This window comes from Sinomonas terrae, from assembly GCF_022539255.1.
In the GTDB taxonomy this organism is placed as follows: Bacteria; Actinomycetota; Actinomycetes; order Actinomycetales; family Micrococcaceae; genus Sinomonas; species Sinomonas terrae.
In genome coordinates, this window is the sequence record NZ_JAKZBV010000001.1 from 2,200,073 (window position 1) to 2,214,146 (window position 14,074).

Annotated in this window: 11 protein-coding genes; 6 read left to right on the forward strand and 5 right to left on the reverse strand. The window is 66.0% G+C overall.

Annotated elements, in window-relative coordinates; genetic code table 11:
• Nucleotides 1-58: 58 nt before the first annotated feature.
• Both L0M17_RS10275 and L0M17_RS10280 read right to left on the reverse strand, forming a co-directional pair.
• Entirely contained in the window at nt 59-2,008 is a 1,950-nt protein-coding gene (locus L0M17_RS10275) for a PKD domain-containing protein (protein ID WP_241053870.1), read from the reverse strand.
• 315 nt (nt 2,009-2,323) lie between these two features.
• A complete protein-coding gene (locus L0M17_RS10280; RefSeq protein WP_241053871.1) occupies nt 2,324-3,058 on the reverse strand; it encodes a glycoside hydrolase family 16 protein in 735 nt (244 codons plus the stop codon).
• Between the two features lie 574 nt (nt 3,059-3,632).
• Here L0M17_RS10280 and L0M17_RS10285 point away from each other — a divergent pair.
• A complete protein-coding gene (locus L0M17_RS10285; RefSeq protein WP_241053872.1) occupies nt 3,633-3,911 on the forward strand; it encodes a hypothetical protein in 279 nt (92 codons plus the stop codon).
• 170 nt (nt 3,912-4,081) lie between these two features.
• Here the strand turns inward: L0M17_RS10285 and L0M17_RS10290 are convergent, their stop codons facing one another.
• Nucleotides 4,082-6,475, reverse strand: coding sequence for an ATP-binding cassette domain-containing protein (locus L0M17_RS10290; RefSeq protein WP_241056399.1), 2,394 nt, complete (start codon nt 6,473-6,475; stop codon nt 4,082-4,084).
• A gap of 205 nt (nt 6,476-6,680) precedes the next feature.
• Between L0M17_RS10290 and L0M17_RS10295 the strand changes: the two genes are divergently transcribed.
• Nucleotides 6,681-7,784, forward strand: a complete 1,104-nt coding sequence (locus L0M17_RS10295; RefSeq protein WP_241053873.1) for a Gfo/Idh/MocA family protein — start codon at nt 6,681-6,683, stop codon at nt 7,782-7,784.
• 44 nt (nt 7,785-7,828) lie between these two features.
• Here the strand turns inward: L0M17_RS10295 and L0M17_RS10300 are convergent, their stop codons facing one another.
• Nucleotides 7,829-9,148 (reverse strand): arylsulfotransferase family protein, encoded by a 1,320-nt coding sequence (locus L0M17_RS10300; protein ID WP_241053874.1) that lies wholly within the window; start codon nt 9,146-9,148, stop codon nt 7,829-7,831.
• A 22-nt stretch (nt 9,149-9,170) separates the two neighbouring features.
• Here L0M17_RS10300 and L0M17_RS22290 point away from each other — a divergent pair, with 22 nt between their 5' ends.
• The 3 genes from L0M17_RS22290 (at nt 9,171) to L0M17_RS10310 (ending at nt 11,004) form a co-directional block, all read left to right on the forward strand.
• Complete coding sequence (locus L0M17_RS22290; protein WP_255731847.1) at nt 9,171-9,296, forward strand: hypothetical protein; 126 nt, start codon at nt 9,171-9,173, stop codon at nt 9,294-9,296.
• A 168-nt stretch (nt 9,297-9,464) separates the two neighbouring features.
• Nucleotides 9,465-10,346 carry a LysR substrate-binding domain-containing protein gene (locus L0M17_RS10305; protein ID WP_241053875.1) on the forward strand — a complete coding sequence of 294 codons (882 nt, stop codon included), beginning with the start codon at nt 9,465-9,467 and terminating at the stop codon, nt 10,344-10,346.
• Nucleotides 10,347-10,356: 10 nt separating this feature from the next.
• The gene (locus L0M17_RS10310; protein ID WP_241053876.1) at nt 10,357-11,004 is read left to right on the forward strand and encodes a peptide deformylase; all 648 of its coding nucleotides are present in this window, start codon (nt 10,357-10,359) and stop codon (nt 11,002-11,004) included.
• 10 nt (nt 11,005-11,014) lie between these two features.
• Here the strand turns inward: L0M17_RS10310 and L0M17_RS10315 are convergent, their stop codons facing one another.
• On the reverse strand, nt 11,015-13,069 hold the full coding sequence (locus tag L0M17_RS10315) for a S9 family peptidase (protein WP_241053877.1): 2,055 nt from the start codon (nt 13,067-13,069) through the stop codon (nt 11,015-11,017).
• 43 nt (nt 13,070-13,112) lie between these two features.
• Between L0M17_RS10315 and L0M17_RS10320 the strand changes: the two genes are divergently transcribed.
• A complete protein-coding gene (locus L0M17_RS10320; RefSeq protein WP_241053879.1) occupies nt 13,113-13,961 on the forward strand; it encodes a putative RNA methyltransferase in 849 nt (282 codons plus the stop codon).
• The last annotated feature ends 113 nt before the right edge of the window (nt 13,962-14,074 follow it).

A 14,074-nucleotide genomic window follows, 5' to 3' on the forward strand; every position in this document is an offset into this window, starting at 1 on the left:
GGGCGCCCATCGATTCAAGGCGTCCGAAAGCAGGCAAAGGTGGTGGCTCTCGGCCCGGTTAGGGGTGGGTGATGGTGATCTGTCCGTTGATGTCGGTGATCTTGCCGCCTTGGTAGTTCTGGGCGGTGCCGCCGGGGACGGTGTAGACCTCGCTGGTGGGGTAGCCCAGATAGCCGCGTTCGAACCCGGTGGACTGCCAGGCGGCGCGGATGGGGCCGTAGGACTCGTGGGTCCCGGCGGCCGGGGAGGACACGATCGCCCCGCCCTGGTAGTTCTGGTAGGAGCCGCCGTTGACCAGGCCGGTGACGACCTCGGTGCTCGGGTAGCCCAGGACCCCGCGCTCGAACCCGGTCGCCTGCCACTCGGTCCGGATCGCCCCGACGGACTCGTGGGTCCCGGCGGCCGGGGAGGACACGATCGCCCCGCCCTGGTAGTTCTGGTACGAGCCGCCGTTGACCAGCCCGGTCACGACCCCGGTGCTCGGGTAGCCCAGGACCCCGCGCTCGAACCCGGTCGCCTGCCACTCGGTCCGGATCGGCCCGTAGGAGCCGTGCGTGCCGGCGGCCGGGGAGGACACGATCGCCCCGCCCTGGTAGTTCTGGTACGAGCCGCCGTTGACCAGCCCGGTGACGACCTCGGTGGTCGGGTAGGCCAGGACCCCGGACTCGAAGCCGAGCTGGGCCCACACCGAGCGGATCGCGCCCAGGGACTCGTGCGCCCCGCTGGCCGGGGACCAGATGATCGCCCCGCCGTCGTAGTTCTGGTACACCCCGCCGCTGCGCAGGCCCCCGACCTCGTCCGTGGACGGGTACCCCATCACCCCGTTCTCGAACCCGAGCGCGGCCCACTCCCCGCGGATCGCCCCGTGGGAGACGAACAGGGACTTCGACGGGGCGGAGATGATCGCGCCGTACTGGTAGTTGCGGTAGTAGCCCCCGTTGCGGATCGCGGTCACCGCGCTCGTGGCCGCGCCCAGGCCCCACTGGGTCGCCTTGGCGTCCATCTGCTGGGCCAGGGTCGCGGCCGTGACCGTGACCGTCGCGGTGGACTTGGCCGACCCGCCCGCGTTCGAGGCCGTCAGGGTCACCGTGTACGTCCCCGCCGCACTGTACGTGTGGGCCGGGCTCTGCGCGGTGGACGGCGCCGACCCGTCGCCGAAGTCCCACGACCACGACGTCGGCGAACCGGTCGAGGTGTCGTGGAAGGCCACGCTCAACGGCGCCGTGCCCGACGTCGGGGACGCCGTGAACGACGCCACCGGCGCCGCCGGAACACTCGCCGCAACACTCTTGACGATCAGATCGTCAATATACGTGTCCTCCATCTGGGAGTAGTGTTCGGCGCCGTTCATCACACTCGTCACCGAGGTAGCGGTCGTATTCACCTGAGAACTCGAGTACGCCAGGTCATCGTCGAACCACACCTCAACCGTCGTCGTGGCCCCGTTCGGAATCACATGCATCGCCACGTGATGCCAGCTGTTCAAAGCAACAGCCGAATGGACGAGCGTGGACCCATACGATCCGTCAGGCGCTAGAACCCGGAGCCACAGTTGATTGTTGTCGTCGCTCCGGTAGAGGTCGACAAAGCGAGTGGTGCCCGAGAAGAAGCGAAAATAGGGGACGTCCCACCCAGAGGCCCCAGCTTGGGTGATGTCGAACCATCCGTCGGCATAGACCTCCTCCGTGCCCGAAGGCAGTTTGGTCGAGAAATTGGCGAGCGAAGTAGAATCAGTGGTGGCGTGCACGTACACGGAGCACGCGCCGTCGTGCGCCTGCGCCGAGGAGACCGACACCGTTCCCGTCCCATTGGTCTGCACTTGGTACCCAGACAGGCTCCCGGACTCGAAGTTATCCGCCGTCACCACCGTGCCGGGAAAGCTGTCACTGGGTGCGCTCGTCCCCGGCTGGCACGTCACCGCGTACGCCGGCACCGCCAGGAACGAGATGCCTCCCATCAAGGGCACCGCCAGAGTCACCGCAGCCCCCAGAACTCCAATTCGCTTCACCACACGCCTCCAACTCGCATTTGACCTACCGCACTCGAAAGGCCGGCCCGAGACCCAACACCGTCGCTGGCGAAATTCCGCACCAATCTTCTACGTGCCTTTGGACCACCGTGCGATCATTCACCTCACGTTAATGAGAGCCGTGTCCGAGGACACGGGTAATCGGTACGCGAAATGCGCCGGTCAGTGGCGATCCGGGGTCGGCAGGTGTACCTAGTGCGAGCTCCGGTTCACGTTCTTTGACACCGGAAGGCTGCACGCAAAGAACGAGGCCCATCGCCTCCGTGCCAACTGTCGGGCGTTCAGGCACTGTTCTCAATCCAAATGCTGGGTTTCAGGGGGCGCGGCGGGTGCGTAGAGGCGAACCCAATCGATGTTCATCTGGGCGGGAGCAGTGGGCGCGGCGGTGGGGAACCAGTCCAGTTGCAGGGTCAGGTGCATCGACTCGTGGGGGACGTGGGCCGTGTCGCGGAACCATGGAACCCCGTCGATGTACCCCGTAACGGCGGTGGGGGTCCACTCGACGGCGTAGTCGTGCCACTGGGTGGTGTCGAGGGCCTGGGTTGCCAGGGTCTGGAAGGTGGATCCCGTACAGGCATAGTGGAGGAAGAAGCTGATACTCGAGGTGTCTGTGGTGCCCTCTGCGAAGTCGACTTCGGTGCAGGTGGGGGAAGCGTTCGAGTCCGGCCAGAGCAGGACGACGGGGTGGTAGTTCGCATCGTGCGCGGAGGTCTTCATCCGCACTTCCCAGCGCCCGTACTTCTGGCGTCCGAAGTTGGCAGCGAGGCCGCCGGTGTCGCCATTGGCGTTCCCTGCGATGGTGAGCACGCCGTTGGCGATGGTGTCGGCGGCGGGGGTGCGCATGCCTTGGCCAGCGTTGCCGGGTGAGCTGTAGATTTGCCAGCGGGCCGGATCGGGGGTGCTGCCGGTGTTGAACTCATCGCCGTCGATAGCACTCCCCCAGCCCTGGGCGACGGCGGCTTGGGTTCCGTTCGGGGAAGGTGTGGAAGCTGGGGGCGCGGAGGCAGTGCCAGACGGGGCGGAGGCCAAGGTGTGACTGGGACTCGCAGCCGTCGGCGTCGATGCCGGGCTCAGTCCGGCCGCTTGACTCGGTTCCGCGCAGCCTGAGCCGAGCAACGCAACGCCCCCAACGGCCGCCGCAGCGACCCATCTCAAGGGTCTTCGGGAGTGTTCCTTCCCTGATTCCTCCACAGTTCCTCCCCTCTCAGGCACGTTCGACTCCAGTCTGCGGAACGATACGTGCACTCCCCTGCGTGGCTGAACCTCCGATCGCGACGGGTGGATCCCCGTCGTCTACTTCAAAGGTCGTAAGGCACGACCGAGCGGTAAAGCCGCCCGGCCGCAAATGAGTCCTCCAGACTCCAAATTCAAGTGATCGATCTGTCTCAGTCACACTGACGGCAGGTATCCGGGCGTGGACTGGCAAGTGGAACCGTCCGATGGAGTCAAATGAAGGCCCACCTCGATGCTCTGGCCGGACATTAGGTACTCAGACCCATACCTAAGTGGCCCTGTCCCGGCAATCGAGTAGCGATTACTCAAGACTCCCGATCGAGCGCCGCTCACACTGTAGTGACGAAGAATCGACGCCAAGGGGGCCCTGATGTACGCACACCGAGCGATAGTGATCGACGCTCTGGCCGTGCTCCGGAATTGCGGGCTGGCGGAAGGCCACGCGGGGCCCCCACGAGGCGTCGAGTCCCGGGACGAGCAGGCCCAGGCCGAAGCCGTCGGGCAGGCCATAGAGGCCATTGAGCGGCAGAAATGGGACGAATTCACGCACGCTCAGCGCCAGATCCTGCTCGTCGCTCAAGCCACGATCAGACATTATCCCCAGCAGGGGGCGGCGCTGGCACGGCGCGTGCACGAGCGTCACCACTAGAAGCCTGCCCCATCCCCATCTCTCCAGGCCAAGACTGTGGTTGGGGTGCAAGGAGCGTCCGGGAACCAATGAACAGCATCGGCTCCCGGACGCACGCACGCCTCTCAAGCACTTCCATCTTCCCCGCACGCCCGTGCCAAATCCATGACGGGGGGCGTTCGCCGGACAATTCATGCGCTGACATAGGCCGCGAGATGCTCGCCTGTAAGCGTCGACCGAGCCGTCACAAGATCTGTCGGCGTGCCCTCGAAAACGATTCGGCCGCCGTCGTGCCCAGCGCCTGGCCCGAGGTCGATGATCCAGTCTGCGTGGGCCATGACAGCCTGATGGTGCTCGATGACTATGACTGACTTGCCCGAATCCACCAGTCGATCAAGCAATCCGAGCAACTGCTCGACGTCCGCGAGGTGCAGCCCTGTCGTCGGCTCATCGAGGACGTAGACGTCGCCCTTCTCGGCCATCTGGCTGGCGAGCTTGAGGCGCTGCCGCTCGCCGCCCGAGAGCGTGGTGAGCGGCTGGCCGAGAGTCAGGTAGCCAAGGCCGACGTCGGCAAGCCGATCGAGAATCTTGTGAGCAGCCGGCGTCCGAGCATCCCCCTCGCCGAAGAACTCCTTGGCATCGGCCACCGACATGCCGAGTACCTCAGCGATGTTGTTTCCGCCGAGCGCGTACTCGAGGACCGACGCTTGGAATCGCTTCCCTTCGCACTCCTCACACGTCGATTCGACCGTGGCCATCACCCCGAGATCCGTGTAGATCACGCCGGCCCCGTTGCAGGCCGGGCACGCCCCTTCCGAGTTTGAGCTGAAAAGCGCCGGCTTCACGCCATTCGCTTTCGCGAAGGCCTTCCGGATTGGGTCGAGCAATCCCGTGTAGGTTGCCGGGTTACTGCGACGCGACCCACGGATCCCGCTTTGATCAATGACGACGACGCCGTCCCGCCCCGCTACCGACCCGTGGATCAGCGAACTCTTGCCGGAGCCGGCAACACCGGTGACGACGACGAGCACGCCCAGCGGGATGTCGACGTCAACCTCCCGGAGATTGTGCTCCGAGGCCCCACGCACCTCAAGCGCGCCCGACGACGAACGTACCGACTTCTTCAGGGTCGCCCGGTCGTCGAGATGGCGACCGGTGATCGTCTCGCTTCGGCGCAAGCCTTCGACCGTCCCTTCAAAGCAGACAGTTCCGCCGTTGGTACCCGCTCCCGGCCCGAGGTCGACCACGTGGTCGGCGATCGCGATGGCCTCCGGCTTGTGCTCGACCACGAGCACCGTGTTGCCCTTGTCCCGCAACTGCAGCAGAAGCTGATTCATCCGCTGGATGTCGTGGGGATGAAGCCCGATAGTCGGCTCGTCGAAGACGTACGTGATGTCGGTGAGCGACGACCCCAGGTGCCGGATCATCTTCGTGCGCTGGGCCTCTCCCCCAGACAGAGTGCCAGTCGGCCGATCGAGCGAGAGATAACCGAGGCCGATTTCGGCGAACGAGTCCAGGAGGTGCTGCAATCCCTTGAGGAGGGGGGCCACGGAAGGCTCGTCGAGCGCACGTACCCATTCAGCGAGATCGGTGATCTGCATCGAGCAGATATCCGCGATGTTCTTCCCCTTGATCTTCGAGGAGAGCGCTTCCTTGCTGAGGCGCGTACCGCCGCATTCGGGGCAAATCATGAACGTGATGGCCCTGTCTACAAAGGCCCGAATATGAGGCTGCATCGCCTCGGGGTCTTTCGAGAGCATCGACTTCTGGATCTTCGGGATGAGTCCCTCGTACGTCAGGTTGATTCCCTCGACCTTGATCTTGGTTGGCTCCTTGTAGAGCAAATCGTGCAGTTCACGCTTGGTGAATTTGCCGATCGGCTTCTCCATATCGAAGAATCCGCTGCCGCTGAAAATACGGCCGTACCAGCCGTCCATCGAGTAGCCCGGAATGGTGAGCGCGCCGCCGCTGAGAGACTTTTCGGCATCGTACAAGGCTGTCAGATCGAAATCAGTGACGGAGCCGGTGCCCTCGCACCTTGGGCACATGCCGCCAAGACGGTTGAAAGTGGCCTTCTCAGTCTTCGTCTTGCCCTCACCTCTCTCGACCGTGATGGCACCGCTGGCCTTTACCGAGGGGACGTTGAATGAGTAGGCATTGGGCGAACCGATGTGGGGCTCGCCGAGTCGGCTAAAGAGGATACGCAGCATGGCGTTGGCGTCGGTGGCGGTGCCGACGGTCGAACGCGGGTTCGAGCCCATCGGTTCCTGATCCACAATGATCGCCGTCGTCAGGCCTTCGAGCACGTCGACATCGGGCCTGGACAACGACGGCATGAAACCCTGCACGAAGGCGCTGTAGGTCTCATTGATCATCCGCTGCGACTCTGCGGCGATGGTCGCAAACACGAGGGAGCTCTTGCCTGAGCCGGACACCCCCGTGAAGACGGTCATCCGTCGCTTCGGGATTTCGACGCGCACGTCCTTGAGGTTGTTCTCGCGGGCCCCATGAACTCGGATCAAATCGTGGCTGTCGGCGACTGGCAGCCCGGACGGTTGGTCTTGGGTCCTCGAGGCCAAGCTCATTGCGCGTCTCCATTTCCAGAAGGGCTTACGGAGCCAGTCTAGGTGGGCACCATCGGACAGGCTTCTCGATTCCTGATCACTGGTCTGGTGATCACCGGTCTGGCGCGTCTCTTCTCGTGGCAACACTGGCAAGCCCGAGGCATCGTCGGCTGGCCGACGGATAGGGTCACGGGAGGAGATGTGGTCTGAGGCGAGGGGAATAACCATGTCGAAGGTGGACCGGCTTCGGGTCGGTGTCGTGGGCGCCGGTTGGCGTGGGCAGTACTTCGTGAAGCTCATCGCCCACTTCCCAGATCTCCTGGAGTGCGTCGGCGTCGTCGCCCGCCACGAACCTGCTCGAAGTGAGGTCGCCGAACGATGGCAAGTGCCAGTGTTCCCGACAGTACCCGAACTCTTGAGCACCGCACATCCGCACTTCGTCGTCACGAGCGTGAGCTGGGAGGCCAACCCTTCGATCGTCGATGAGCTCGTCGGCCATGGCATACCGGTCCTGTCCGAGACTCCCCCGGCCCCCGATCTGCCGCGGCTACGCGAGCTTTGGGAACGAGTGGGGGCTTCGGAGCTCGTTCAGGTCGCGGAGCAGTACGCGCTCATGCCCACCCACGCGGCGCGACTTGCCGCCATGGGCCAGGGTCTCATCGGGGAGGTTAGTTCGGTGCAGATCTCGTCAACTCACCTGTACCACGCTGCCAGCCTCATCCGTCGCTATTTGGGAGCGGGGTTCGAACGGGCTTCTGTGAGCGCACGTCGATTCACCGGACCCCTCGTCAACCCCAGCGATCGCTCAGGCTGGACTCACGATCCCATCCCCCATCAGGCCACGACGACTATCGCGACGCTCGAGTTCGAGGGCGGGCGCAGCGCCGTCTACGACTTCACTGACAACCAATCCAGGAATCACCTTCGCTCGCGGCGCCTCCTTCTGCGAGGCAGCCTCGGCGAGATCGACGACGACCGCGTGGTCCGGCTCGTCGATCCCGAGACGATCCTCGAATCGCGGATCGTGCGCCACCAGACCGGTTATGAACTCGATCACGAAGGTTTCGACACCGCCCATCTGAGCGTCGACGGGAAGGTCCTCTGGCGCAACCCGTTCCTCGGCCGGCGCTTCAACGACGAAGACGTCGCGATGTCCGCCGCACTCCTGTCCATGGCCGGCTGGGTTCGGGGTTCGGGCCCCGCCCCGTATCCCCTCGCCGAAGCGGCACAGGATCAGCTCGTCGGCCTTGCCATCGAACAGTCTGCAGACGAACAGCGGCTCGTCTGCACGTCACAGGAAGCGTGGGCGGCGTCGCTCCCCCACCGCTGAGCGGCCCGTTGAGAGGCCGCCCAGCAGCGTACGCGGTCGCAGTACTAGGTGTGGGCGACCGATGACGTGGCCAGGACCTTGCCCTGCGCATCCAAAGCCTGGACGGCCAGGTGCGGTGCGGCCGCAACTGCTACTGATGTCTCGAAGCCCGTCTTCTTCACCAGCGCGGCCTCCTTGAGCGACGACGGGTCGCTTCCGGTGAGGAAGCGCCAGCTTGCAATCTCGGTGGCGCCGTTCCAGCTCGCGTAGGCCTGCATCGTCGAGCCGTTGCCCTGGACGGCGACGACGTCGGGCAGGGTCGTGGGCGTGGCGGTCCAGACCGAGCGGTAGACGCGGTACGAGCCTCCACCGATGTTGGTCGCTTCGAAGACGGGGGTCCCGTTGGCGGTGAACTCCGTTGCCGCTGGATCCGACCCCCAGCCGACCATATAGTTGCCGTTCTCGAGGAACTGCACGTTGCCCATGGCGTTGCCCCTGTGGCCACCGCGGGCCAGCTGAAGCTTGACCGAAGCGGTGCGCTTCTGCTCGTCGACGTTGAGGATAAGCCCCCGCGACGTGCCGGTTGTGCCGTCTTTATAGTGGTTGTCGAACATGCTGATGACACCGTTGGCGCGTTGGCGGACGTCATGCTGCCACGCGAAGACCGCGTCAGCGGGAAGCGTGAAGTCGCTCCTCTTGCCGCCCATGCGCCACTGGATCGCGCCGGTCGAGTCGATGTGGTAGATCGTGTGCGTGTGCCGGAAGGAGACGAGGTACCCATCCGTTCGCAGAGAGACCGCGTTGACGTGGTAGGGATCGAAAGCCTTTGCAGCTGTCGAACCATCAGCTGTCGGGTCGTCCGTCGTCTTCAGATAGGACTCATCGAGCCCGACGTAGTCGGAGGCCTTCCAGTCGAAGAGCAGATTCCCGGTAGCGATGTCCACTTCCTGCACGTGGCAGTCGTACATGTAGCCGTTTATCTGCCCACCGGCGGGCGAGAGATCGAACCGAATCGTGGGGTACGAGGTCAAGAGTGCCGTGCCTTTGGGGGTCACGGTGAATTCGTGGAGGTCCGCCTTGAGTCCGTCACCCGCATTGACCTGCGCGATGGTCTGGTAGGAAGTGTCCTTGATGACGCCGAACCCTTCGCCGTGCCCTCCCATGCCTTGGCCACTCCAGTAGGTGAGGACGGGCTTGCCCTGATACGTCTGGACCCGGAGGTCCGTGACGCCTGCACCCGTCGGCTCCATCCAAACGGGACGCCCCTGGTTGTCCATGATGAGGCCATTGGAGCCGTGGCCCATGGGCCCGGCGAAGATGAGACCAGGTGCGGTGGTACCCGACGACCAGACATTGATGTGGGGGGTCGTGAGCTTGGTGCTCACGAAGGTCCGGTCGGATGGCGCGGTGGCCCCTGCCGTCGCCGAAGGAGACGGAGTCGCCGCAGAGGCGCTGGGCGGCAACGGGAAGATGCTCGAGCGGGCGACGGTTGCTCCAGCGGCTGCGCCGAAAACCGCCAATCCCGCGCCTTGAATGAAGTGACGACGACTGACCCTGACCATGCCTGTCATCGTATGAAGGGACCCTGTGGCGGCGGGAGTCTCAACCTGTAGTTTTACTGAGAGAGTACCGGGAGCAGGCCTAGGGCCGGCTCAAAATGTTTCTCCCGCAGAGGTCCTCCGAGGCCCATATGCTGTTGATATGACCGTTCGAGACTGGGAACTCCGGCACTTCCGCCTCATGGCCGCGCTCGCTGCAGGGGGAAGCATCGGCGCCGCCGCAAGGGAAACCGGCATGGCGCAGCCCAACGCCTCGCGATTGCTCGAGCACATGGAACGCTCGGCGGGCTTCGCCCTCGCGCGGCGCACGCCGCGCGGCACCCAGCTCACCGACCGCGGGCGGGTGGTCGCGGGCCTAGCAGCGGAGGTCCTTGAGGCCGCCGAGAGCGTGGTCCGGGCCGTCGAGGCCCTCGAACGAGCCCGTGGTGCCCTGCACGTGTGCGCGAGCATGACGGTCGCCGAACACCTCATGCCGCAATGGCTCGCCTGCGCGCAACAACAGCTCCCCGAGGTGAGTGTCACCCTCGACGTCGGGAACTCCGACGAAGTCTTCGAGCGGCTCCGTTCTGGCGCGGCGGAGCTCGGCTTTGTCGAGGGACCCACCGTCCAGACCGGCTTCCGGTATCTCGATGTGGCGCCGGACGAACTCGTGGTGATCGTGCGCCCAGATCATCCGTGGGCAACGGCGGGCGCTGTGGCACCCGAGGAGGTCGCATCCGCGGGGCTCGTGGTCCGAGAGCCTGGTTCGGGAACTCGCCAAACGGCTGATCGTGCGCTCGCACCCTACTCCGCGGGACCGCGCTTCGAAGTCGGCAGCAACGCAGCGCTGGCTGCGAGCGTCGCGGCAGGGCTCGGCCCCGGCGTGGTGAGCCGCCTCGCCGTCCAGCTTCCACTCCGGAGCGGCCGGCTCGTCGAGGTTCCGACGCCGGCCCTCAGGCTGAGGCGCATGCTGAGGGCCGTGTGGTCGGCGGCCATGCCTTTGCCGCGCTCCGGCGAGGAATTCCTGAGGCTCGTGAGCGCCTAGGCTTGGCATCATGAGCCCCGCACCCGAGAGCCGCTGGACCGCCTCGCGACTGGCAGAGACCGCAGCCGAGATCGTCGCTGGCCCAGAGCTTCCGCCGATCGTCCAGGCCGGCCATCCGGTCCTGCGCACGCAGGCCCTCCCGTTTGATGGTCAACTCGACGACGCCCTGCTTGACGCCCTGATCGAGGTCATGCGGCGCACAATGCATGCGGCCCCGGGCGTGGGGCTCGCCGCCCCGCAGATCGGCCTCCCGCTCAGCCTCGCCGTCCTCGAGGATATGTGGGCTACCGACGAGGACCTGGTGCGAGCCCGCGAACGTGCGCCGCTGCCCTTCTTCGCCATCTTGAATCCTGTTTACGTGCCCTTGGGAGAGGAGCGGGCTGAGTTCTTCGAGGGATGCCTCTCCGTCCGGGGCTACACGGCCGTGGTGAGCCGCCCCAAACGAGTCGAGGCACGCTGGACGAGCCCGCGCGGTGCCACCCGGAGAGCCGAGTTCTCCGGGTGGCAGGCCCGGATTGTGCAGCACGAGACCGACCACCTCTCGGGGACGCTCTACCTCGACAAGGCGGAGGTGAGGTCACTCTGCACCAACGAGGAGTATTCGGCCCGCTGGGCACATCCCACCCCGGAAGCGGCTGCCCGGGAGCTCGGCTTCTAGGCCCCTCGGCTCACCCCGCGATCGCCTCGGATTCCTCGGCAGCTTCCCGCGGGTTCGCTGCCGTTGGCAGGTAGCGGGCCCACCATCGGAGGATGTGCTCGAAACGCTGTCTGCGGTGATGCGGCGTCCCTGAACGGGAGAGCTCGTGGTTTTCTCCGGGGAACACGAGGAGCTCCGCTTCGACGCCGCGAAGCTTGAGCGCAGCGTAATAGCGCTGTGCCTGCTCGATGGGGCACCGCCAGTCCTCCTCGGAGTGCACCACGAGGCACGGCGTTTCGACCTGCCCGACGAACGCCATGGGACTTTGAGCGGCCATGTCCTTCGGGTCCCAGCCTGTGTATTCGCCCGGAAAGAACCAGCCGATGTCGGAGGAGCCGATGAAGCTGACGGGGTCCAGGAATCCTCGCTCGACGATGGCGGCCCGGAAGCGGTGGTCGTGGGCGATCGTCCAGGCCGTGAGGTAGCCACCGTAGGATCCGCCGAGGATCCCGAGGCGATCGGCGTCGAGGGTTGGGAACGAATCGAGTGCGGAGTCAAGGAACCCGAGGACGTCTTGGTAGTCCACTGTGCCCATGCGCCCCTTGATGGCTCGGCCGTGAGCCTCACCGTATCCTGCCGAGCCGCGGGGGTTGCACATGACGACGGCGTAGCCAGCCGAAGCGTAGACCTGTGCCTCGTCGAACCACGCTCCCGTGTATTGGGCAAATGGACCGCCGTGGATCATGAGCAGCACGGGATGGGGTCCCGCACCCTCCGGCTCGAGAACCCAGCCGTGGACGGGCGAGCCGTCGGCGCTTCTGCCGGTGAATTCATGGGGAACGAGTGGGCGCGTTTCCTCCCGGAGCCGGCCCGCGAAGTCGGTGAGCCGCTTGAGCGACCCGTCCCGCACCGCGGCTACCTCCCCCGGTGACGTCGCGTCGGCAAAGGAGACGACGACGGTGTCGCCCGCCGTGTCTACGCCCGTGACCACGGCGTCCCCTTCCTCAAGCACGGTACGCTCGCCGCTCGCACTGAACGCGACGAGCCGCACCGAGCCACGGTGGCGTCCCAGCACGAGCGCCCGTCCGTCAGACCCGACACGGAAGGCGCCCGGTGCCTCCCCGAAGTCGTCCTCCTCGGCATCGCTCAGGCGCACAGTGCTGCCGTCGTCGAAAGAATGCCAGAACAGGTGGGTGCTGCGCCCTACAAAGTCGGTCCCAGAATCGCCGAGCGAGGACGCAAGCACGAACAGTCCGGCGCCGTCGGTGGCTTCGCGCACCGCCTGAACCGAGGCAGCGTGGGGTGAGCCAAGCTCGACGACGGTGCTCTCGCCGCCCCCTGCCGGCGTGCGCACCACATGGGAACCGAGAGTGTCGACGGCGGCCGGGTCGAATTGCGAGACCGTGTAGATGAATTTGCCGTCGGCACTGAACGAGGCAAGTTCGTGGTCGAGCCCGCCCGACGTCAGCTGGCGCGCTTCCGGCACTCCGCTCCGTGCCTCGTCCTCGGCCTCGGATTCTGCCGCCTTGGCACGACCCCGCGAGGGGACGTAAGGCTCTTCCTCGACGTCCGGCGCGTCGACGACGAAGAGCTGGGTGCGCTGGTCACCGGTGTAGCCTCGCCCGTTCAACCGGTAGTTGAGGTCCGTGACGAGGCGGGGATCCTCCGCGCCTGGCCCGACGCCGTCGACGGTTCCGTAGCGGCCTGCCTCCGGTTCCCTCGAGAGAAACGCGATCATTTGAGAGTCCGGCGACCAGGCAAACTGTTCCACGCCGAGCAGGCGATCCGTGAGCGCACGAGGTTCGCCACCCTCGGCCTCCACGACGAAGAGCTGTGGGCGTCCGGCGGGGGCTGCCCGCAGGAAGGCGAGGTAGCGGCCGTCTGGGGAATACTGCGGGGCGGTATCGCAAAATCCCCGAGTGAGTCGACGTGGGGAGCCGCCGTCCAACGGGACCTCCCAGACCTGGCCCACCGAGGAGTCGGCTCTGAAGTCAGAGCGGGTAGCACTGACGGCGCACCGCGTCCCAGAGGGGTCAGCGGTAGGGGCGGACAGGGTCACGATGGCATCGAGCTCGCTGGGCTTCACGCCGTGAAGCCTAGTCCCGACCGCCGCAGCTAGCATGGAAGCCGTGCCCCTCGCCGCCCAAGAGCTCCTTCGCTGTCCCGTGTGTGCTGGCGCCTGGCGACCCGCCGCCGCCACGGACCGCTCGCTCGTGTGCACCTCGGGGCACCGCTTCGATGCGGCCCGGCAGGGCTACGTCAACTTCCTGACTGGCCGAGGGACCCGTTTCCGGCCAGACACCGCGGACATGGTCGCTGCCCGGGAGCGCTTCCTCGCATCGGGACATTACGCACCGATCGCAGAGGCCCTTGCCGATTCAGCGGCCCCAGCGCTTATGGACGACGCCGAGCGGCCCGGCGCAGCGCTCGACGCCGGCGCAGGCACTGGCTACTACCTCGCCGCATTGCTCGCCCGCGTTCCCGGTTCGCGCGCCGTCGCCCTCGACCTCTCCCGCCATGCGCTCGGGCGAGCGGCCAAGCTACCGGGAACGGCGGCAGTCGTGTGGGACCTCTGGCGGCCTCTCCCGCTGCCGGATGGTGTCATGGACGCGATCCTCGACGTCTTTGCACCGCGCAACTTCCCTGAGTTCGCGCGGGTCCTACGGCGGGGCGGCCTCGCATGCGTGGTCACGCCGGAGGCCGACCACCTCGCCGCGCTCCGCGACGTCCTCCCGATGCTCGACGTCCCCGCGGGGAAAGCCGACGACGTCGAGCGCGCGGCGGGCGCCCACTTCGACCGAGTCGGGGTCCGGGATGTGCGCTTCGGCCTCGAACTCGACGCTCAAGCCGCCGTCGACCTCGCTCTCATGGGGCCCGCCGGTCATCACGTGACCCGTGCAGACCTTCTCACCCGCCTCCGAGATGAGCCGCTTCGGGCCGAAGGGGCCGTTCAGGTCACCGTTCTCCGCCGGGTCTGAGGCGGATCTCCAGACGGCCGAAAAGTCCTTGGATTCCCGTGGCGAATATGTTATCCGCGAGGCCGTCTCCGTGGCGTTCTGCTGGGCTAGGGTAGTGGAAGGAGCGGGGGGAC

Bases quoted from the DNA above. Each gene is read 5' to 3' on its own strand.
- L0M17_RS10305 (WP_241053875.1), top strand. From the start codon at position 9,465: ATGACCGTTCGAGACTGGGAACTCCGGCACTTCCGCCTCATGGCCGCG.
- L0M17_RS10295 (WP_241053873.1), top strand. From the start codon at position 6,681: ATGTCGAAGGTGGACCGGCTTCGGGTCGGTGTCGTGGGCGCCGGTTGG.
- L0M17_RS10310 (WP_241053876.1), top strand. From the start codon at position 10,357: ATGAGCCCCGCACCCGAGAGCCGCTGGACCGCCTCGCGACTGGCAGAG.
- L0M17_RS10290 (WP_241056399.1), bottom strand. From the start codon at position 6,475: ATGAGCTTGGCCTCGAGGACCCAAGACCAACCGTCCGGGCTGCCAGTC.
- L0M17_RS10285 (WP_241053872.1), top strand. From the start codon at position 3,633: ATGTACGCACACCGAGCGATAGTGATCGACGCTCTGGCCGTGCTCCGG.